This is a genomic window from Streptomyces deccanensis, from assembly GCF_022385335.1.
Lineage (GTDB): Bacteria > Actinomycetota > Actinomycetes > Streptomycetales > Streptomycetaceae > Streptomyces > Streptomyces deccanensis.
Map to the genome: position 1 here is coordinate 3,493,765 of NZ_CP092431.1, position 20,804 is coordinate 3,514,568.

The 20,804-nt window shown below is 72.0% G+C and carries 17 protein-coding genes; 2 read left to right on the forward strand and 15 right to left on the reverse strand.

Going from position 1 to position 20,804, the window contains the following annotated elements:
- Positions 1-14: 14 nt before the first annotated feature.
- From nadD to L3078_RS15620, 3 genes are all read right to left on the reverse strand, one after another.
- A complete protein-coding gene (nadD, locus tag L3078_RS15610; protein ID WP_239754258.1) occupies positions 15-725 on the reverse strand; it encodes a nicotinate-nucleotide adenylyltransferase in 711 nt (236 codons plus the stop codon).
- A 58-nt stretch (positions 726-783) separates the two neighbouring features.
- Entirely contained in the window at positions 784-951 is a 168-nt protein-coding gene (locus L3078_RS15615; protein WP_045557516.1) for a hypothetical protein, read from the reverse strand.
- Between the two features lie 177 nt (positions 952-1,128).
- Positions 1,129-1,299 (reverse strand): hypothetical protein, encoded by a 171-nt coding sequence (locus L3078_RS15620; RefSeq protein WP_239754259.1) that lies wholly within the window; start codon positions 1,297-1,299, stop codon positions 1,129-1,131.
- A 98-nt stretch (positions 1,300-1,397) separates the two neighbouring features.
- On the opposite strand from L3078_RS15620, the gene L3078_RS15625 reads away from it, so the two are divergent.
- Positions 1,398-2,474, forward strand: coding sequence for a M48 family metallopeptidase (locus L3078_RS15625; RefSeq protein ID WP_239754260.1), 1,077 nt, complete (start codon positions 1,398-1,400; stop codon positions 2,472-2,474).
- Positions 2,475-2,593: 119 nt separating this feature from the next.
- On the opposite strand, the gene L3078_RS15630 is transcribed toward L3078_RS15625, so the two are convergent.
- The 5 genes from L3078_RS15630 to proB all read right to left on the reverse strand — a co-directional run bounded on the left by L3078_RS15630 (position 2,594) and on the right by proB (position 7,686).
- A complete protein-coding gene (locus L3078_RS15630; protein ID WP_239754262.1) occupies positions 2,594-3,664 on the reverse strand; it encodes an SCO2583 family membrane protein in 1,071 nt (356 codons plus the stop codon).
- A 137-nt stretch (positions 3,665-3,801) separates the two neighbouring features.
- The gene (locus tag L3078_RS15635; RefSeq protein ID WP_239754263.1) at positions 3,802-4,398 is read right to left on the reverse strand and encodes an SCO2584 family spore wall biosynthesis protein; all 597 of its coding nucleotides are present in this window, start codon (positions 4,396-4,398) and stop codon (positions 3,802-3,804) included.
- Positions 4,399-4,519: 121 nt separating this feature from the next.
- A complete protein-coding gene (locus L3078_RS15640) occupies positions 4,520-5,806 on the reverse strand; it encodes a glutamate-5-semialdehyde dehydrogenase (protein ID WP_239754264.1) in 1,287 nt (428 codons plus the stop codon).
- Positions 5,807-5,916: 110 nt separating this feature from the next.
- A complete protein-coding gene (locus L3078_RS15645) occupies positions 5,917-6,384 on the reverse strand; it encodes a hypothetical protein (RefSeq protein WP_239760333.1) in 468 nt (155 codons plus the stop codon).
- 195 nt (positions 6,385-6,579) lie between these two features.
- Positions 6,580-7,686 (reverse strand): glutamate 5-kinase, encoded by a 1,107-nt coding sequence (gene proB, locus L3078_RS15650; protein ID WP_239760334.1) that lies wholly within the window; start codon positions 7,684-7,686, stop codon positions 6,580-6,582.
- Positions 7,687-8,032: 346 nt separating this feature from the next.
- On the opposite strand from proB, the gene L3078_RS15655 reads away from it, so the two are divergent.
- Positions 8,033-10,102 carry a hypothetical protein gene (locus L3078_RS15655; RefSeq protein ID WP_239754265.1) on the forward strand — a complete coding sequence of 690 codons (2,070 nt, stop codon included), beginning with the start codon at positions 8,033-8,035 and terminating at the stop codon, positions 10,100-10,102.
- A gap of 248 nt (positions 10,103-10,350) precedes the next feature.
- Here L3078_RS15655 and obgE read toward each other — a convergent pair whose 3' ends face one another.
- The 7 genes from obgE to L3078_RS15690 all read right to left on the reverse strand — a co-directional run bounded on the left by obgE (position 10,351) and on the right by L3078_RS15690 (position 20,762).
- Positions 10,351-11,787 (reverse strand): GTPase ObgE, encoded by a 1,437-nt coding sequence (obgE, locus tag L3078_RS15660; RefSeq protein WP_239754266.1) that lies wholly within the window; start codon positions 11,785-11,787, stop codon positions 10,351-10,353.
- A 134-nt stretch (positions 11,788-11,921) separates the two neighbouring features.
- Positions 11,922-12,176, reverse strand: a complete 255-nt coding sequence (gene rpmA, locus L3078_RS15665) for a 50S ribosomal protein L27 (protein ID WP_033525817.1) — start codon at positions 12,174-12,176, stop codon at positions 11,922-11,924.
- 14 nt (positions 12,177-12,190) lie between these two features.
- Entirely contained in the window at positions 12,191-12,511 is a 321-nt protein-coding gene (rplU, locus tag L3078_RS15670) for a 50S ribosomal protein L21 (protein ID WP_033525816.1), read from the reverse strand.
- Between the two features lie 194 nt (positions 12,512-12,705).
- Positions 12,706-14,007, reverse strand: a complete 1,302-nt coding sequence (locus tag L3078_RS15675) for a phospholipase D-like domain-containing protein (RefSeq protein WP_239754267.1) — start codon at positions 14,005-14,007, stop codon at positions 12,706-12,708.
- 276 nt (positions 14,008-14,283) lie between these two features.
- Positions 14,284-18,492 carry an Rne/Rng family ribonuclease gene (locus L3078_RS15680; RefSeq protein ID WP_239754268.1) on the reverse strand — a complete coding sequence of 1,403 codons (4,209 nt, stop codon included), beginning with the start codon at positions 18,490-18,492 and terminating at the stop codon, positions 14,284-14,286.
- A 245-nt stretch (positions 18,493-18,737) separates the two neighbouring features.
- A complete protein-coding gene (locus L3078_RS15685) occupies positions 18,738-19,595 on the reverse strand; it encodes a TIGR03936 family radical SAM-associated protein (RefSeq protein WP_239754269.1) in 858 nt (285 codons plus the stop codon).
- 48 nt (positions 19,596-19,643) lie between these two features.
- Entirely contained in the window at positions 19,644-20,762 is a 1,119-nt protein-coding gene (locus tag L3078_RS15690; protein WP_239754270.1) for a hypothetical protein, read from the reverse strand.
- Positions 20,763-20,804: the final 42 nt, after the last annotated feature.

Sequence of the window (20,804 nt, forward strand, 5' to 3'; positions counted from 1 at the left end):
GTGCCCCTCTCGGCTCACTCGCCGCGGTACAGCTGCCGCTTGTCGATGTAGCGCACGACGCCGTCCGGCACCAGGTACCAGACGGGATCGCCCTTGGCGACTCTCGCACGGCAGTCCGTGGAGGAGATGGCGAGCGCCGGGACCTCGACCAGGGAGACCCCGCCCGCGGGCAGGCCCGGGTCGGCCAGGGTGTGACCCGGACGGGTGACCCCGATGAAGTGTGCCAGGGAGAACAGCTCCTCGGCGTCGCGCCAGGTCAGGATCTGGGAGAGCGCGTCGGCGCCGGTGATGAAGAAGAGGTCGGACTCGGGGTTGAGCTCGTGCAGTTCGCGCAGGGTGTCGATGGTGTAGGTGAGACCCTTGCGGTCGATGTCGATACGGCTCACCGAGAAGTGGGGGTTCTCGGCCGTGGCGATGACCGTCATCAGATAGCGGTCCTCGGCCGCCGAGACCGAGCGGTGGGACTTCTGCCAGGGCTGGCCGGTCGGCACGAACACGACCTCGTCGAGACCGAACTGCGCGGCGACCTCCTGGGCCGCCACCAGGTGCCCGTGGTGGATCGGGTCGAACGTGCCGCCCATCACGCCGAGACGGCGCCTACCGTGCTCCGACGGGCGGTTTCCCGGTGCGCCGGAGGCGCTGTCGGCCCGGCCGTCCGTGGTGTCGTTCGCCTGGTCCGCCGCCTTGTCGAGCCCCGGACCGGTAGGCATTTCCTGCTCTCCCATGCGTGGAGAGCCTACCGGCCCGGCCGACGGGCACCGTTCGAACGTCCTTTTGCGCGGATTAGCGATCGCGGTTGAAGCGGGTGGTGATCCACAGCAGCAGCATCAGGGCGACGAAGGCTCCGCCGCCGGTCAGGTAGGGGCTGAGGCTCTCGTGGTTGCCGCCGTGCTCCCCGCCGCCCTCGGCGGCGAGAGTGACCAAGTCGGCAGCGGTGCTGTGGAAGCTCATCGTCGGCGTGACCTATCCGGGTGTGGGATCGGGATGAAGACCCGCCCATCGTAAGCGGGGGGTCCGCCGGCGATCACGCCGACTCCGCCCAGGAGTGAACGGGGGCGCCGCGGAGCGCGTACTTCCCGTTCGAGACAACCGTTCGCGCCCCGTCGGCGTCCTTGTCGTCGGCGGGAGTCAGTCGTCCCGCTTGTAGCCACGCAGCAGGAACCAGGCCATCAGGACGGAGCCCAGGACCATCACGATCAGCACCACGCGCAGCAGATTGCCCGCTCCCTGTTCCTTCGCGGCGACGTCCGCGGCCTCGGTGAGCCAGGCGGACGTGGGCGGGTGCGGGAGATGTCCCATGGAGATCGCTCCTTACGGTTGATGCCCTGCCACGGTAACTCCGCCTAGGCTGGACCCCGCTTCGGGGGCAACATGGGCAAACAGAGCATGGGGGAAACATGCCGGACGACAGCCACGAGCAGAACGGGCACGAGCACGTGCCGAGCAGGCAGCGCAGGCGCTTCGAGGGGATCTCCTCCCGCGCCTACGAACACCCCGCGGACCGCTCGGCGCTGGTGGCGCTGCGCAAGCTCAGCGGCTTCGACACGGTGTTCAAGGCGCTCAGCGGTCTGCTGCCGGAGCGCAGCCTCAGGCTGCTGTTCCTGTCCGACTCCGTACGGGTCTCGGACCAGCAGTTCGCCCACCTCAACGACATGCTGCGGGACGCGTGCTACATCCTGGACCTGGAGAAGGTCCCGCCGATGTACGTGAACCAGGACCCGCAGCCGAACGCGATGTGCATCGGTCTGGACGAGCCGATCATCGTCGTGACCACCGGACTCGTCGAGCTGCTCGACGAGGAGGAGATGCGGGCCGTCATCGGTCACGAGGTGGGCCACGCGCTCTCCGGCCACTCGGTGTACCGGACGATACTGCTCTTCCTGACGAGCCTCGCCCTGAAGATCGCGTGGATCCCGCTGGGGAACCTCGCGATCATGGCGATCGTGACCGCGCTGCGCGAGTGGTTCCGCAAGTCGGAGCTGTCCGCCGACCGGGCGGGTCTGCTGGTCGGGCAGGACGTCCAGGCGTCGATGCGCGGTCTGATGAAGATCGCGGGCGGCAACCACCTGCACGAGATGAACGTGGACGCGTTCCTCGCGCAGGCCGAGGAGTACGAGGCCGGGGGCGACCTGCGCGACTCCGTCCTCAAGATCCTGAACGTGCTGCCCCGCTCGCACCCCTTCACCACGGTGCGCGCGGCCGAGCTGAAGAAGTGGGCCGAGTCCCGTGACTTCCAGCGGATCATGGACGGGCACTACCCGCGGCGCAGCGAGGACAAGGACACCTCGGTGACCGACTCCTTCCGCGAGTCGGCCTCGCACTACACGAGCACCGTGAAGAACTCCAAGGACCCGCTGATGAAGCTGGTCACCGACATCGCGGGCGGCGCGGGCGACCTCGGCGGCCGGGTCCGCAGGGGCTTCGGCGGCGGCGCGTCCACCGCCCAGGAGGACCGGCCCCGCGACGACGAGTGACGCACGCCTGAGAACGGCCGGGCTGCGCCCCTGAAGGCAGGGGCGCAGCCCCGCTTTTTCAGGGGCGCGGGGAACCGCGCGAGAAGCCCAACGCACCCGCACCCGACAACGCCCCCGGCTCACACCTTCGGCTGCGCACTCTCCGCCAAGGTCCCGCACAACGCCGTCGCCGCCCCCGTGCCGTACGGATCGGTCCCGGCGGCCGGCCCGCCGGCCTTCGCGGTCTGCCCCGCCAGCAGCGGTCGCAGATGGTTCGAGGCGTCGTCGGCGCAGGCCAGCGGCCCGGCCTGGACGTAGGAGACGACGACCTCGGCCTGGTGGGTGCGCAGGTCGTTCTGGTCGAAGCGGAAGTGCAGCTCGCGCCGGACCGTGAACAGCGAGGCCTCGGCGTCGGCCGGGCCGCCGGTCGGCCGCAGCGCGTACACGAGGGTGTGCGCGGCGACGACCTCCAGGGTGCCGGAGTCGAACTCGGCGGCCTGGAGGGTGCCCTGGACGCGGATCCCGCGGTCGGCGAGTTCCGCGCGGGACGGGTCGAAGCGGATCAGCCAGCCGGTGGGGGCGTGCCGGCCGTCCGCCGCCGGTTGATCGAAACTCTGCTCGAACTGGTCGAGCTGCTCGGAGTCGACCAGCCGCCGCACCGGCTGCACGGTGGCGCCGCCGAGGACCTCCGGGTCGAGCGCGGAGGCGACCAGGTACTCCTTGGCGATGGTCAGCGCGGACACGACCTGGCTGTCGGTGAAGTGCGCGGTGCGCCGGGTGGCCGGCATCGTGATGCCCTCGGCGCCGGTCCGGAACTGGGCGGCGGGACTGTGCGCGTACAGCGTCTCCGCGTCCCGCGCGCCCGGCACCGCGGACTGCGGGGACAGCGGGATCACCGTCATCCTGAGCGGTTCGGTGGGCTTGGCGGCCGGGGTGCCGGACGGGTGGCGGACGCCCATGTAGATCGCGGTGCCGAAGGCGAGGGCGATCAGCAGGACGAGGACCAGGGCCTGCCGGGAGAGGCCGCGGCGCACGGGCGGGCGGCGGCGCACGGCCGGGGCGTGGTCGGAGAGGCGCTCGTGGGCGGAGAACTCCTGGAGGCGGGCAGCGCGGACGAACGATTCGTCGAAGACGACGGATCGGTATTCGTCCTCTCCACCGCCGGGGGCGCCCTCGGGAGCCCCCTCAGGTGGGTTTCCTGGCCCGCCCATACTTGGAGGGTAGGTCTTCCGAGGCCTCGGTAAACGCTGCGGTGCACGACAAGTTCTGACAGGTCCTCACCAGGTTCACGCGGCGTCACCGAACGGCCCGGCAGGGGGCCGTACGGGACCGTACGGGCGGGGTGGGGTCAGGGCGTGCGGGGGTCCGCGGATACCGCCGGCTGGGAGTAGTCCGCGGAGGCGGAGGGCCCGGTCGGGGTGTTCTGTTCGACGCCGCTGGTGGCGGGCGGCGGGATCTCGCCACGGCCGGACGAGGCGCCCCGGTAGACCGCGGTGAAGGCCAGCGCCACCATGCCGATGCCCATCACGAGGGCGAGGATCCAGGCGACGGGCCGGTGCCAGCGGGTCTGCTTGCCGTACGGCCTGCCGTAGGGCCCGTCGACGCCGTAGCGGCCTTCCAGGATCTCGGTGTCGTCGTAGTCGTCCAGGTCGTCGCGGCGGTGGCCGAAATCGGGGCCGTCGGGGCCGAAGCCGTCGTCGTAACGGTCGTCGTCGCGGACGCCTCTTGAGTGTGCCCGGCGGGCTTCGGCCTCTTGGGCGGCGGCACGCGCCTCCGCCGCCGCGAGCAGACGTTCGACGGCGGTCGGCTCGTGGACCACGGCCGCCCGGACGAAGTCCTCGTCGAAGACCACGGAGGCGAACTCTTCGTCCATACCCCCGCGGTCGCGGTCGTCGTCGGGCTCCCAGCCGTCCGGGAACGGCGTGCCCCCCACGTCCTCCGGCACGGATCCAGAGTAGACCGGGGTGGTCAATTTGGGCAGACGGTAAGGAAATTCATCGGTTGTGCCAGCTGGGCGCCAGGCTGTTCACAGAAACGGACCGGCGCCCCACGGGACCCGCCGGCGGCTAGCGGCGGACGTGTCCGTCGCCGGTGACGATGTACTTCGTGCTGGTCAGCTCGGGCAGACCCATCGGGCCGCGGGCATGCAGCTTCTGCGTGGAGATGCCGATCTCGGCGCCGAATCCGAACTGACCGCCGTCGGTGAAGCGGGTCGAGGCGTTGACGGCGACCGTGGTGGAGTCGACCAGCTGGGTGAAGCGGCGGGCGGCCTGCTGGGAGGTCGTCACGATCGCCTCGGTGTGGCCGGAGCTCCACAGCCGGATGTGCTCCACGGCCCGGTCGAGGGAGTCGACCACGGCGGCGGCGATGTCGTACGACAGGTACTCGGTCTCCCAGTCCTCCGTGGTGGCCTCGACGACCGTGGCCTTGGAGTCCTTGGCGTAGGCCATGACGCGTTCGTCGGCGTGGACCGTGACCCCGGCGTCGGCGAGCGCGTCGAGGGCGCGGGGCAGGAACTCGGGGGCGATGTCCTGGTGCACGAGGAGCGTCTCGGCGGCGTTGCAGACGCTGACGCGGTGGGCCTTGGAGTTGATCAGGATCTCGATCGCCGTGTCGAGGTCGGCGTTGGCGTCGACGTAGACGTGGCAGTTGCCGGTGCCGGTCTCGATCACCGGGACGGTGGACTCCTCGACGACCGTGCGGATCAGGGAGGCGCCGCCGCGCGGGATGAGCACGTCGACCAGCCCGCGGGCGCGCATCAGCTCGCGCACCGACTCGCGGCTCTCGCCGGGGACGAGCTGGACGGCGTCGGCGGGCAGACCCGCGCCGCCGACGGCGTCCCGCAGGACCCGTACGAGGGCGGTGTTGGACTCGACGGCGGAGGAGGAGCCGCGCAGCAGGACCGCGTTGCCGGACTTCAGGCAGAGCGCGGCGGCGTCCACGGTCACGTTCGGGCGGGCCTCGTAGATGATGCCGACGACGCCGAGCGGGACGCGGACCTGGCGCAGGTCGATGCCGTTCGGGAGGGTGGAGCCGCGGACGACCTCGCCGACCGGGTCGGGCAGCGCGGCCACGTCGCGGACGTCGGCGGCGATCGCGCGGATCCGCTCCGGGGTGAGCGTCAGCCGGTCGACGATCGCCTCGCTGGTGCCGGCCTCGCGGGCCCGCGCGATGTCCTTGGCGTTGGCCTCGACGACGTCACTCGTACGGACTTCCAGCGCGTCGGCGACGGCGAGCAGCGCGTCGTCCTTGTCGGCGCGCGGGAGCGGCGCGAGGTCGGCGGCGGCGGCCTTGGCACGGTAGGCGGCGCGGGTGACCGGCGTCATGGAGTCGTACGGCGAGAGCGAGGTCATACAGGAAGGGTAGTCCGCCCGGCGGAGGGCCCTCCGCGTGTTCCACAGCGCGAGACACCCGCGCTCACGCCCGTGGAGGGACGTTCTCGGGCCACCCGGGCGGCGAGCCGTCAGTACGGGTGGACCCCCACGGGCGTGGCCGGGGCGGGTCCGTAGCCCTCGGCGATGCGCTGGTGGTACGTCTGGCGGTCGATGACCTCCAGGCCGACGATCTCCCAGGGCGGCAGTCCGGCCGTCCGGCGGTGCTCGCCCCACAGGCGCAGGGCGACGGCGGCCGCGTCGTGGAGGTCGCGGGCCTCCTCCCAGTAGCGGATCTCGGCGTGGTCGTGGGCGTAGCGGCTGGTCAGCAGGAAGGGGTGGTCGTGGGCGAGCTGTTCGAGGCCGCGCCGCACCTCCTTGAGGGGGGCCTCGGGGCCGGAGAGGCTCAGCGTGACGTGCCACAGCCGGGGCAGGTCCTGGGGCCTCTCGACGCTGTCGCCCTCGTACGTGTCCGAGGCGGCGACGCTGGTGAGCGTCCGCTCCTCGCCGGCCGCCCGGGAGGTACCCCCACCACGGGACGCCGCGGCCCCGGGGCGCACTCGTCTCACGACGGCCTCCTTCGCAACGATGTAGTGCCTCACAACAGGTCGTGCAGCAGGTCTGCACCAGGTCTGCCACAGGTCGTGCGGAATCTCCCTGAGACAAAGTTGAGCAGGCTCAGGGGCTTCGCGTGGCGGTTTTACGGAACGCGCACCGCCGGGGCCCGTGCTCCGGCCCCTCCGGGGGGCCGCTGGTCAGGGACGCAGGAGGACGAGGTCGTCCCTGTGTACGACCTCTCGTTCGTACGCGGGACCCAGCTCGCGCGCCAGTTCCCGGGTCGAGCGGCCGATCAGCTGGGGGATCTCCTTGGCGTCGAAGTTCACCAGTCCGCGCGCCACGGCCCGGCCCGTGCCGTCGCGCAGTTCCACGGGGTCGCCGGCGGTGAAGTCGCCCTCGACGGCCGCGATGCCGGCCGGCAGCAGTGACGTACGTCGCTCGACGACCGCGCGGACGGCGCCCTCGTCGAGGACGAGCGCGCCCTGCGGGGTGGAGGCGTGCTGGAGCCACAGCAGGCGGTCGGCGGACCGCTTGCCGGTGGGGTGGAAGTACGTGCCGGTGTCGCCGCCGGAGAGCGCGTCCGCCGCGTGGACGGCGCTGGTCAGGACCACGGGGATGCCCGCGCCGGTGGCGATGCCGGCCGCCTCGACCTTGGTGACCATCCCGCCGGTGCCGACGCCCGCCTTGCCGGCGCTGCCGATCTCCACGTGCGCGAGGTCCTCGGGGCCCCGTACCTCCGCTATCCGCGACGTGCCGGGCCTGCTGGGGTCGCCGTCGTACACGCCGTCCACGTCCGACAGCAGGACCAGCAGGTCCGCCCGGACGAGGTGGGCGACGAGGGCGGCGAGCCGGTCGTTGTCACCGAAGCGGATCTCGTCCGTGGCGACGGTGTCGTTCTCGTTGACGACCGGCAGCGCGCCCATCGCGAGGAGCTTGTCGAGGGTGCGGGAGGCGTTGCGGTGGTGGGCCCGGCGGCTCATGTCGTCGGAGGTGAGGAGCACCTGGCCGACCCGGATGCCGTAGCGGGCGCAGGAGGCGGTGTAGCGGGCCACCAGCAGGCCCTGGCCGACACTGGCGGCCGCCTGCTGCCGGGCGAGGTCCTTGGGCCGGCGGCGCAGCCCCAGGGGCGCGAGCCCTGCGGCGATGGCGCCGGACGAGACGAGCACGACCTCCCGCTCGCCACCGCTGCGGGCCTTGGCGAGGACGTCCACGAGGGCGTCCACCCGGTCCGCGTCGAGGCCCCCGGAGGCCGTCGTCAACGACGAGGAGCCCACCTTGACGACGATCCGGTGCGCGTCCCGCACGCCCTGCCTTGCCGCTGACACCTGTATCCCCAATGTTCCGAACCAGCCCGGTGTGTGCACTGCGCAATCTACGGGAGCGGGCGGACCGGACGCGTTCTCATTTCGAGGGGCGGACGGCGCGGGTCCCGGCGCGGAAGGGGGCGCTCCGGCATGGAGCCCTTCCTGAGGAGATGTTGTGACGTCCCTCAAGGTTCCAGGCGTTATGCCCGACTCGCGGCCTATCGACCCCTCGGGAGATTGCTCCTCGGCCTCTCTAAGTCATACGGTCAGGGATCGGCCTCCTCAGGCCACCCCCAGACTTGACCCTCCCCCTTCGTCCGTCGCACCTTCCGCAGGAGCCCAGCCCGTGCCCTCCGCAGGCCTCGCACCCCGCCGCATCGCGCAGCTGTCAGCGCTGCTCGCGATGTTCGCGCTCTTCACGGCCCAGATCGTCTCCGCGCTGCTGCCGAACATTCCCGTGTTCGTCGCCGCCGGCGCGGCGGCCCTCGTCCTGGACACGTTCCTCCAGTACCGGGATCCCGGACTGCTCGCCCTGCTGGGCAAGGTCCGTTTCGACGCGCTGGTGCGCCAGCTGCTCCGCGACATGCTGATCCTGGTGGGCCTGCTGCGCATCGACGGCATCGACCCGCTGCGCGAGCAGGCCCCGCTCCTGGTCGCCCTGATCGCGTTCTACGCGGTGCACTTCACCTGCCAGGCCGTCTCGGTGCTGGTCCGCCGCACCCGGACCCTGCCGATCGTCACGCGCAACATCGACGCCTCCGAGCTGCGCCTGACCGTCTCCCCGCCGCGCATCCTGGCCCGCCGCCAGGCCCACCGGCTGCTGACCTTCTCCCTGCCGGTCACGGCCGGCCTGCTGCTCACGGCGGCCACGAAGGACGCCGTCTGGGGCTTCGTCGGCGTGGGTGCCGGGCTCGCCCTGCTCGTCCTGGGCACCGCCTACCTCGCGACCTGGCTGCTGCCGAAGAAGCGCGCGAAGAACGAGCAGCAGGTCATGGAGTGGCTGGACAAGTGGCTCGCCGACTACCGGCCGACCACCGCGATGTACTTCTCCGGCGGTACGACGTCGGCCTACCAGGCGAACATGTGGCTCTCCACGCTGTCGCAGCTGGAGAAGCCGCTGATCGTGCTGCGTGAACGCTTCATGGTGCAGAAGATCGACGCGACGGACGTGCCGATCATCTGCTTCCCGAAGGTGTCGACGATGTTCTCCCTGGAGAACTCGACGCTGAAGATGATGCTGCACCCGGCCAACGCCGCGAAGACCTCCCAGGTGCTGCGCATCCCCACGATCAAGCACGCCTTCATCAACCACGGCGAGAGCGACAAGCTGTCCTCCTGCAACCCGTACGCCAAGGCGTACGACGAGGTGTGGGTCGCCGGTCCCGCGGCGCGCGAGCGGTACGCGCTCGCCGAGGTCGGCGTGGAGGACAAGGACATCGTCGAGGTCGGCCGCCCGCAGCTGGCGCCGATCCGCCCGTACGCGGGCCCGCCGACCGGCACGTACACCACCGTCCTCTACGCCCCCACCTGGGAGGGCTGGGACGGCAACCCCGGCAACACGTCCGTGGTCCTGGCCGGCGAGAACATCGTCCGGCAGCTCCTCGCCGACGACAAGGTCCGGCTGCTGTACAAGCCGCACCCGATGACCGGCTCGGTCGACCCGCGCGCGGGTGCCGCGAACGAGCGGATCAAGGCGATGATCCGGGAGGCCAACACCAAGCGGTCCGGGGCCCGCCCCGGTCCCGAGGCCGCCGCCGAACTCGCCCGGCGTGCGGCCGAGTTGGACAAGCTGACCTCGACGTCGTTCCGGACCAGCGCGGACGAGATGGAGCGGATGCTGCTGCAGGGCACGCCGAGCGGGAACCGTGAGGCGGCCATCGCCGAGGCGACGCTGGCCTGGGAGAAGGCGTACTGGGCGTCGTTCCCCGAGTGGGAGCACCGGATCATCACCGAGGCGCGGCCCGCGATCTTCGCCTGCTTCAACGCGTCGGACCTGCTGATCAGCGATGTCTCGTCGGTGGTCTCGGACTGGCTGTCGAGCGAGAAGCCGTACTCGGTCGCCAACACGTCCGGGTTGCCGGAGGTGGCGTTCCGGGCGGCGTTCCCGACGGTCTCTGCGGGTGTCGTGCTGACGCCCAAGGCGGGCGGGGTGCCGGCGCTGCTGGAGTCGGTGCGCAACCCCGAGAAGGACCGGTTCGCGCAGGCCCGCGCCGAGCTCAAGGAGCAGCTGCTCGGCCCCTCGGACCCGCCGTCCCTGGTCCGCTTCGACCTCGCGGTGAAGGCGCTCTGCGCCAAGGCCGACGACCGTCGCGCCCGCATGGAGTCCCGCCTCGCGGACGAGGTGCCATCGCCCCGCAAGTCGGGTGAGGCGACCGACGAGCTCACCGAGGGCGAAACCACGGAGGCACTGGCCTGACGGCCGTCCGTTCAGCAGCCGAAGGGCCCCGGTCGCGACCGGGGCCCTTCGTCGTGTGCGGGTTGTTCTGCGAGTTGTTCGGAGGCCGCCCAGTTTCCCCCGCTCATTCAGCTGCGGGCAGTCGTGCCGCTGGGGCGGCACGGGTGGGCGCAGGCGGCACCCGGCAAGCGCCGGTGAGCGAAACCCGCGTCCCGCTCAGCCCCAGCGCAGGGAGCCGTGGAACTCCGGAGGGCCAGGCCCCCGGGGTCCTAGAACGGCTCGAAGTCGTCGTACTCCCTCTGGAGTTCGTCCCGCTCGGCCTCCCGGTCGCGGCGCCGCTGGACGGCCGGCCGGGGCGCCTCGAAGCGGTGGTCCTCGCCCCGACGGCCCAGCATCTCCGCACCGGCCATGACGGTCGGCTCCCAGTCGAAGACGACCGCGTTGTCCTCGGGCCCGATGGCGACGCCGTCACCCGCGCGGGCGCCCGCCTTCATCAGCTCCTCCTCGACACCGAGCCGGTTGAGCCGGTCGGCGAGGTAGCCCACGGCCTCGTCGTTGCTGAAGTCGGTCTGACGCACCCAGCGCTCCGGCTTCTCGCCGCGCACCCGGAAGAGCCCGTCCTCCTCCCGCACGACCGTGAAGCCCGCGTCGTCGACGGCCTTGGGCCGGATGACGATCCGCGTCGCCTCCTCCTTGGGCCTCGCGGCACGCGCCCGGCCCACGAGGTCGGCGAGGGCGAAGGACAGCTCCTTCAGCCCGATGTGGGCGACCGCGGACACCTCGAAGACCCGGTAGCCGCGGGCCTCCAGGTCCGGCCGCACCATCTCGGCGAGATCCTTGCCGTCGGGCACGTCGATCTTGTTGAGGACGACGATGCGGGGCCGGTCGCCGAGCCCGCCGTACTGCGTCAGCTCCTCCTCGATGATGTCGAGGTCGGAAACGGGGTCGCGGTCCGACTCCAGCGTCGCGGTGTCGAGGACGTGGACCAGGACGCTGCACCGCTCGACGTGGCGCAGGAATTCGAGGCCGAGGCCCTTGCCCTGGCTGGCGCCCGGGATCAGGCCGGGCACGTCGGCGATCGTGTAGACCGTCTCGCCGGCCGTGACCACGCCCAGGTTGGGGACGAGGGTCGTGAACGGGTAGTCCGCGATCTTCGGCTTGGCGGCGGACAGGACCGAGATCAGCGAGGACTTGCCGGCGCTGGGATAGCCGACCAGCGCCACGTCGGCGACGGTCTTCAGCTCCAGGACGATGTCGCCCGTGTCTCCGGGCACGCCGAGCAGCGCGAAGCCGGGGGCCTTGCGGCGGGCGGAGGCGAGGGCCGCGTTGCCGAGGCCGCCCCGGCCGCCCTGAGCGGCGACGAAGGAGGTGCCGTGGCCGACGAGGTCGGCGAGGACGTTCCCCTGCCGGTCGAGCACGACGGTGCCGTCCGGGACCGGCAGGACCAGGTCCTGTCCGTCCTTGCCCGAGCGGTTGCCGCCCTCGCCGGGCTTGCCGTTGGTGGCCTTGCGGTGCGGGGAGTGGTGGTAGTCGAGGAGAGTCGTCACGGACTGGTCGACGGTCAGGATGACGTCGCCGCCCCGTCCGCCGTTGCCGCCGTCGGGGCCGCCGAGCGGCTTGAACTTCTCCCGGTGGACGGAGGCACAGCCGTGACCTCCGTTACCCGCGGCGACATGCAGTTCGACGCGGTCCACGAAGGTGGTCATGGTGGGTGCCTCCAGAGACGTACGGGTTCAGTCATCGACTGACTGATATGGGGTTAACACGCGAAAGGCGGACCCGCCTTCCCGAACGGGAAGTGAGGTCCGCCTCGCGAAAGACTGTCCGAAGACTTGTCCGATCAGCCGACCGGAACGATGTTCACGACCTTACGGCCACGGGCGGTGCCGAACTCGACCGCACCGGCGTTCAGGGCGAACAGCGTGTCGTCCTTGCCGCGGCCGACACCCGAGCCCGGGTGGAAGTGCGTGCCGCGCTGGCGGACCAGGATCTCACCGGCGTTGACGACCTGACCGCCGAAGCGCTTCACGCCGAGCCGCTGAGCGTTGGAGTCGCGACCGTTCCGGGTGGACGATGCGCCCTTCTTGTGTGCCATCTCTCCTCAGTCCCTTACTTCGCAGCCGCGGGGATCTCAGTGACCTTGATCGCCGTGTACTGCTGGCGGTGGCCCTGACGACGGCGGTAGCCGGTCTTGTTCTTGTAGCGCAGAATGTCGATCTTCTGGCCCTTGTGGTGGTCCACGACCTCGGCCTGGACCTTGATGCCGGCCAGCACCCACGGGTCGCTGGTCACAGCGTCGCCGTCGACGACGAGCAGGGTCGAGAGCTCGACCGTGTCGCCGACATTGGCGGTGGAAATCTTGTCAACCTCAACGATGTCGCCGACAGCAACCTTGTGCTGGCGACCACCGCTGCGCACGATGGCGTACACGCGGATCTCACTCTCTCGCTCGGGAACGGCACCCCCGCAGTCCAGCCGCCCGACACGCGAACGGCCTCTCCCACGGCGCCCGGCGCGCGGAAGGAATGAGGTTTACGGGGATGTGACGCGTCACTACCTACGGACACGCCGACGGTCAAGGTTACGGGGCGCTGCCCGAAGGGGTCAAACCGAGCCCCTTCCCGCTACGGGGCGGGCTTCTCGCCGTCCGCCGGCAGCGGCTTCACGCCCTTGCACAGGTCGGTGGTGTCCGCCTTGCCCGGGTGGGCGACGCGGATCACCTTGTCGAAGTGCGTCCGGTACATGTCGTGCACCGCGTCGTCGTCGACCTTGACGATCGCCTCGTCGTTCTCGCGCAGCGCGGGCCCGGTGTAGTTGCCCGACCCGGTGAAGCTGATCTTGTTGCGCACGCCGTCGTACTGGCCGTCCACCAGGATGTACTTGGTGTGGATGATGTACGGCGTGGTCAGCTTCTTCCCGGGGTTCAGCGGGTCCCGGTCGTCGTTGTAGCACCGCACGGTCGGCCCGCCGGACGTGTGCATCTTCTCCCACGTCCCCTTGGTCCCGCCGCTGCTCTTGGCGCTGTCGGACTCGGCGTAGACGATGCTCACGTTGCAGCCGGCCTTCTTCAGGGCCACCAGCTTCTCGGCGATCGCCAGCCGGGTGATCTTGAAGATCGCGACCCGCACCCAGGTCTTCCGCGCCACGCCGGCGCTGTCCCTGTAGGAGCACTGCACGTTGTCGAGCACCGAGTACACGGTGTCGGTGGCGCGGGTGTTCCCGGCGCGGGGGAAGAAGTAGGCCTTGTAGAGGCCGTTGCTGACGGTCCGGTACTCCCAGGCCGCCCAGTCCCGGGCGACCATCGTGTCGAAGTAGTCCGCGTAGGCGTCGTACATCGTCGGGTTGTCCGGCAGCAGCAGCGCGTCGTTGAAGAACTTGGTGTGCGCGGAGGGCGTCGAGTTCGACGTCGTCTGCACCACCACGTTGGTGGCGCCCTCGACCGCCGAGAACAGCCAGAACTTGTTGTGCATGATCGACTGCCCGTACTTCGGATCACCGAGGCAGGACCGGTCGACCGCGCAGGTCGCTATGTACGACCCCTTCGTCCGGTCGGTGCCGAGCGCCGCGACCAGGTTGCCGTACGCGGTGTTGGTGGGCCGGTCGCTGACGCTCGACTCGTCCAGCAGGACCTGGACGCGCACCCCCCGGTTGTGGGCGGCGACCAGCGCGTCGACGACGGACGCCTCCCACACGTGGTAGACGGCGACCTTGATGGTGGAGCCGGGCAGCGCCGCGTCCGTCAGCTCGATGAGCCGGGTGCGTATCGCGAGTTGTGCGCCCGCGTCGCCCAACGGGTCGTTGAACAGGGGGCCTTCGGTCCAGGTCGGCGCGGCCTGCGCGATGCCCGCGGACATCGCCACCTGCACACCGGCCGCCGCCAGCACGGTGGCCAGTGCCACCGCTCCACGCGAACGCACGCGCGCCATGCGATCCCCTCTCCGTCCCCGCCCTGCCCGGATGCCCTCGGCAACGCTCACGACTGCGTATACGACTGCGAATTCGCCTACGTGAGTGTTACAGGCGTCGGACGATGCTCCCGGAGGGAGGGGATGCCGATGAGACGACAGAGATGACCAAACTTCCGCAAATCTCCCCAGCGCGAGTGAAGTTACTCTCCCCGCACACGCCGATGCCCCCACCGGGTGGTCAAACCACCCGGTGGGGGCATCGGTTGGCGCGGACCGGAGATCCGCCCCGTGGGCTCAGCTCTCGTCGGTCGAAGCCGTCACCGCGGCCGAGGACTGCTCGGCCGCCACCGTGGTCTTCTTGGCTGCCGACTTCTTGGTGGCCGCCTTCTTGGCCGTGGCCTTCTTGGCGACCGTCTTCTTGGCGGCCGCCGTCTTCTTGGTGGCGGCCTTCTTCGCGGTGGCCTTCTTGGCCGTCTTGCGCGCCGCCGTCTTCTTGGCCGGCGCCTCGGCCTCGGCCTCCTCGGCCGCCGGAGCGGACTCCTCGACCGGGGTCTCGGCCGCGTCCTCGGCCGGAGCCGACGGGACCACGACCACGGCCGCCTCCTCGGACGCGGTGGGCGCGGTCGCCTTGCGCACGGCACGCCGACGCGGACGGGCCGGAGCCGCGCTCTCGGCGACGGCCGCCGCCTCGGGCTGCGCCACCTCGTCGGCCACGGGCTCGGCCACGGGCTCGGCGACCGGCTCCGGGGTCGGCTCGACCGTGACCACGGCGTCGTCCGCCGCCGCTCCGGCCGGCGCGCCCGCGGGGGCGGACACCTTGCGGGTCGCCCGGCGACGCGTACGGCCCTTGGGCGCGGCCTCCTCGGTGCTGGGCGCGGCCTCCTCGGTGCTGGGGGCGGCGGCCGGCATCTCGACCACCGGGTCCTCCACCGCGACCGGCTCCGCCTCGGCGGCCTCCCGCGACTTCGGGGCACGGTCCTCGGAGACGGTGGTGACAGCCGCGGCCTCGCGGGACTCACGGGACTTCGGGGCACCGGAAGGCGCCGACGCCCGCCGGGTCGCCCGGCGACGCGAACGGCCGCGCCCGACCGCCGCCTCCGCCTCGGCGACGCTGCTGTACAGCTCCTCGTCCGGCTCGAACTCCGGGGCGGGCAGCGCCACCGGCTCGGCGACCTCGGCGGCCACCTCCGCCTCGACCAGCTCGGCCGACTCGGCCGGCTCGACCGCCTCGGGAGCGGACACGTGCTCGTGGTCGTGCTCGGCACCGCCACGCCCGCGCTTGCGGCGCTTGCCGCCGGCGCCCGGAGCCGTCGGCTGGTCCATGTGCACGATCACGCCGCGCCCGTTGCAGTGGACACAGGTCTCGGAGAAGGACTCCAGCAGACCCTGGCCGACCCGCTTGCGGGTCATCTGCACCAGGCCCAGCGAGGTGACCTCGGCGACCTGGTGCTTCGTACGGTCGCGTCCCAGGCACTCCAGCAGGCGCCGCAGCACCAGGTCCCGGTTGGACTCCAGGACCATGTCGATGAAGTCGATGACGACGATGCCGCCGAGGTCGCGCAGCCGCAGCTGGCGCACGATCTCCTCGGCCGCCTCCAGGTTGTTCCTGGTGACCGTCTCCTCCAGGTTGCCGCCCTGGCCGGTGAACTTCCCGGTGTTGACGTCGACCACGATCATGGCCTCGGTCTTGTCGATCACCAGCGAACCACCGCTGGGCAGCCACACCTTGCGGTCCAGCGCCTTCATCAGCTGCTCGTCGATGCGGTACGTCGCGAAGACGTCGACCTCGGAAGTCCACTTCTGCAGCCGCTCGGCCAGGTCGGGGGCGACGTGGGAGACGTATCCGTGGATGGTCTGCCAGGCGTCCTCGCCGCTGACGATGACCTTGGAGAAGTCCTCGTTGAAGATGTCGCGGACGACCCGGACGGTCATGTCCGGCTCGCCGTACAGCAGCGTCGGCGCGTTGCCGTTCTTGGCCTTCTTCTGGATGTCCTCCCACTGCGCCTGCAGCCGCTCGACGTCACGGCGCAGCTCGTCCTCGCTCGCGCCCTCGGCGGCGGTGCGCACGATGACGCCCGCGTCCTCGGGGACGATCTTCTTGAGGATGGTCTTCAGCCGGGCCCGCTCGGTGTCGGGCAGCTTGCGGCTGATACCGGTCATCGACCCCTCGGGGACGTAGACCAGGTAGCGGCCGGGCAGGGAGACCTGGCTGGTCAGACGCGCGCCCTTGTGCCCGATCGGGTCCTTGGTGACCTGGACGAGCACGGACTGCCCGGACTTCAGGGCGGACTCGATGCGGCGCGGCCCGTTGGCCATGCCGAGCGCCTCGAAGTTGACCTCACCGGCGTACAGGACGGCGTTGCGGCCCTTGCCGATGTCGATGAAGGCGGCCTCCATCGACGGCAGCACGTTCTGCACCTTGCCGAGGTAGACGTTGCCGACGTACGAGGTCGCCTGCTCCTTGTTGACGTAGTGCTCGACGAGCACGTTGTCTTCCAGGACGCCGATCTGGGTGCGCTCGCCGCTCTGGCGGACGACCATGACGCGCTCGACGGCCTCACGGCGGGCGAGGAACTCGGCCTCGGTGATGATCGGGACACGCCGGCGGCCCTGCTCCCGGCCTTCCCGGCGGCGCTGCTTCTTGGCCTCCAGGCGGGTCGAGCCCTTGATGGACTGCACCTCGTCGGAGAACTCGGTCTCCTTGGCGCGCCGCTCGCGCGGCTCACGGACCTTGACGACCGTGCGCTCGGGGTCGTCCTGGCCCGTCTCGGCCTCGGTGCCGGAGTCACCGGCCCGACGACGACGGCGACGGCGACGACGGCTGCTGCTGGAGCCCGAACCGGACTCCTCGCGCTCGTCGCCCTCGTCCTCGGCGTCCTCGTCCAGCTGCTCGGCGGTGTCCTCGGCGTCCTGCTCGGCCTGCTCGGCGGCGAGCTCGTCGCCCTCGGCGGCGTCCTCGGCCTCGGCCGACTCGCCCCGGCGACGACGGCGCCCACCACGGCGACGGCGACGCCGCGACCCGGTGGACTCCTCCTCGCCGTACTCGTCGCCCTCGGCGGAGTCCTCGCCGGTCTCCTCGGCGTCCTCGAGCTCCTCCGGCTCGTCGGCGACCACGGTGGCGGCCGCGGGCTGCTCGGCCTCGGCGGGCTCGCCCCGGCGGCGACGGCGACGCCGCGACCCGCCGGTGGGCTCCTCCTCGACGGCCCCGCCGAGGTCGGTGGTCTCGGCGCTCTCGGCCGGTTCGGCCGGCTCGACCGTCTCGGTCTCGGCCTCGGCGGCGGCCTGCGCGGCGGCCCGCTCCGGCGTCTGGAACATCGGCTCGGTGAACACCGGGGCCTGGAACACGGCCACGGCGGGCCGCGACGGACGCGACGGCGCGTCCTCCGTCTTCGGCGCGGCAGGCGCGGAGAATCCTCCGGCGGCCTTGCGCGTGGCCCGACGACGGGGCCGACGCGGGCCGTCGTCCTCGACCTCGGCCTCGGTAGCCGCCCGCGGTGCCGCGACCGGCTCGCGCTCGGCCACGGCGGTCGCGGGGGCGGCCTCGGCGGCGGGCGCCCGGTCGGCCGGGGCCTGCGCGGTCTCGGCGGCAACGGACTCGTTCTCGGTCGCGCGCTCGTCGGTGGCCTCGCCGGCGGGCGCTGCGACCCGGCGGGTGGCACGCCGACGGGTGCGACGGGGCGCGGCCTCCTCGGCCGCGGCCTCCACCGGCGCGCTCTCCTGCACCTCGGTGGGCGCGGTGTCCACGGCCTCCGCCGGAGCCTCCACGGGCTCGGCGGCCTTCGGCTCACCGGCGGGCGCGGACGCCCGGCGCGTGGCGCGACGGCGCGTACGCCCGGCGGGCGCGGCCTCCTCGGCAGCGGCCGGGGCCTCGGCGACGGCGGCGGGCTCGGCGGCGACCTCGGGCTCGGCCACCGCGGCCGTCTCGGCGGGGGTCTCCTCGGCGGCCTGGGGCGCGCTCGTGGGGGCGGAGGCGCGGCGGGTCGCACGGCGGCGCGTACGCCCGGCGGGCGCGGCCTCCTCGACGGCAGCGGGCGCCTCGGCGACGGGCTCGGCGGCGACCTCGGCGACGGCGGCCGGAGCCACGGTCTCGACCACCTCGACGACCTCGGCGTCCTTGGGCGCACCGGCGGGCGCGGAGGCGCGGCGGGTCGCGCGACGGCGCGTACGCCCGGCGGGCGCGGCCTCCTCGACGGCAGCGGGCGCCTCGGCGGCGGGGACCTCGGCCTCCTCGGCCTCGGCGACCTGCGCGTCCTCACCGGTCACGCCGTCGTCGACGGTCTCGGTGGTGTCGTCCGCCTCGGTCGGCTCGACGGCCGCGAGGTCCTCGGACTCGGCGGCCGGTATGGCCGGCGCGGTGGTCTCCGCGGCCGCTTCGGAGCCGGCGGCCGGCGGACCCGCGGGGCGGGACGCTGCACGGCGCCGACGGCGCGGCGGCAGGGTGTCGCTCGGCGTGTTGTTGTCGGAGCCCTGCGCGGGCTCGGCGGGTTCGATCGATTCGGGCATGCGGGCGTTTCTCCCGTCAGGCTCCCGGGCGCCGCACCCGGCCCGGCGTAGCCGGTGACGTCCGCGGCTCGCGTGATACGCGACTGCCGCCGTCCGGGGCGCGGGCGCCGCACGGGAGCTCTCTGTGTCCTGTCTCGCCGGTTCCGTACGCCATGTTGCGTACGGCCTGGCGAAAGTCTTGTGGTCGGTGCGCTGCCCGACCCAGGTGGCTCCCGGATCAGAGGGCGGCGCTACGACGTCCGTCCCTACGCGGGGCCTACCGGCGCCGACGCCTTCGCGGCGGCAGCGGGTTCGGCCGTTGAGGGGGCCGGCGCTGCCTCGCGGTCGGGCGCGAGCGGGTCGGTCACCGTGCCGGTCTCATCATCGAAAAGCCCCTGCGCCAGCCTGGTCACCGCAGCGGGGACCGGCGGCGCCAGGTCGGCCACGGCGCGGAGACCGGACAGGACGTCGTCGGGTCGTACGGCAGGCGTCACGTGCCGAACAACCAGCCGCAGTATCGCACAGGGCTGGTCCGTCGGCCTATCAGCCTGTGGACGCGGCGTCTCAGAACCGGCCGCTCCGGCGCTTCCGTCACGTCCATCACGTGCGTCATGGTCATCACGTGCGTGTCCGTCACGGCTGTCGAGATCGACGACGGCGGCGCGGGCGTCGAAGGTCCGCATGCCGTTCTTGGTCCTGCGCTGGACCTCGACGAGCTCCGCCGCCTTGAAGACCTCGACCGCGCGCGCGGCCTCCTCGGGGTCCACGCCGTCCAGGCGCAGTTCCCATTCGGAGGCCGTGAGCCGGTCGGCGAGCCCGGAGGTCCGGGCCTCGACCGCGTCGACGATGTCGAGGCCGGTGGGCAGCGACTCGTCGAGCAGGATCCTGAGCTTCTCCGGATCACGCGCCTCGGTGAGCGCGATCTCCAGGTACTCCGCCTCACTGCCCGTGCCGGTGGGTGCGGCATTGGCGTACGACACCTTCGGATGCGGCGTGAACCCCGCCGAGTACGCCATCGGCACCTCGGCACGGCGCAGCGCACGCTCGAAAGCGCGCTGGAAGTCACGGTGGCTGGTGAACCGGAGGCGGCCGCGCTTGGTGTAGCGCAGTCGGATGCGCTGCACCGCGGGTGCGGGCGGCGGGCCTTCGGGCTGTCGCTTGCCCAGTGTCGTTCAGTCCTTCGTGAGAGCGGTCGTACTGCTACCAAGAGTACGTGCCTCGGCGGCTCGCGGTTCCCGCCGGTGCACGGGCTTCGGTTCGGGCGGCGGTCCGAAGAGGGCCGAGCGCACCCCGGCGCGGGCCTGGCGGACGGTCTCGCGGGCGGTGGCCAGCGCCTGCCTGGTGGTGCGGCCCACGGCACGCCCGACCGCCGCGACCGGTTTCCACACCGCGTCCCGGACGAAGTGACCGGCGGGGGTGAGGACCGTCCGGTACACCCACCGGGTCGGCTCGACCAGGAGCCACCGGAACAGGTTCGCCAGGAACCGTCCGACGGCGAGCGAGACCCGCCCGGCCACCCGCCACGCGTGCCCGAGGGCCTCCCCGATCTCCCGGCCGACGACGGCGAGGAACCGCCCGACGGGCGCGAGCACCCAACGCCACAGAGCGAGCACGGGCAGCACCAGGAGCACGCGCAGCGTCCAGTGAACGCCGAGCCAGAGCCCGGTGAAGATCATCCGTACGAGCCACACGCACCCCCTCGCCACCCACGCGATCGCGTGCCCCGTGGGCGTCAGCACGTACCGGTACAACCACGCGGCCGGTACGACGAGCAGGTGGCGGAGCAGCCAGGCGATGCCCCGCCCGACCGGCACGACCGTCCACCGGTACGACCACAGGAGCCCGGCGAGGACACCTCGGGCGACCCAGCCGCACCCGGCCCCGACACCGGCGGCCGCCCAGGCGAGCGCATGCCCCACCGGCGTCAGCACGTACCGGTACGCCCACACCGCCGGCACCACCAGCAGCCGGTACCCGAGCCACCCGAGCAGCCGGGCGAGCGGCACGACGACGTACCGCCACAGCGCCACACACGGCCACACGAGGACGGCCCGGCCGACCCACAGCACCGCACGGCCCGCGGGCCGCAACACGGTGTCCGTCAGCAACCGCCCGCCCACCACCAGCGCGTCCCACACCATGCGCACGGGTACGACGAGCACGAGCACCACGATCCGCACGGGAATCCGTATCGCGACGACAAGACACCCCTCGGGCGCCTGCTGCGCCCCGGCGGCTGTCCGGCGCGCCGCGGGTTCCTGCTCCCGGGCGGGCCCTTTCTCCAGGTCCATGACGACGTAGACGCAGTCGGCGTGTCGTCCGGATCCAGCCCA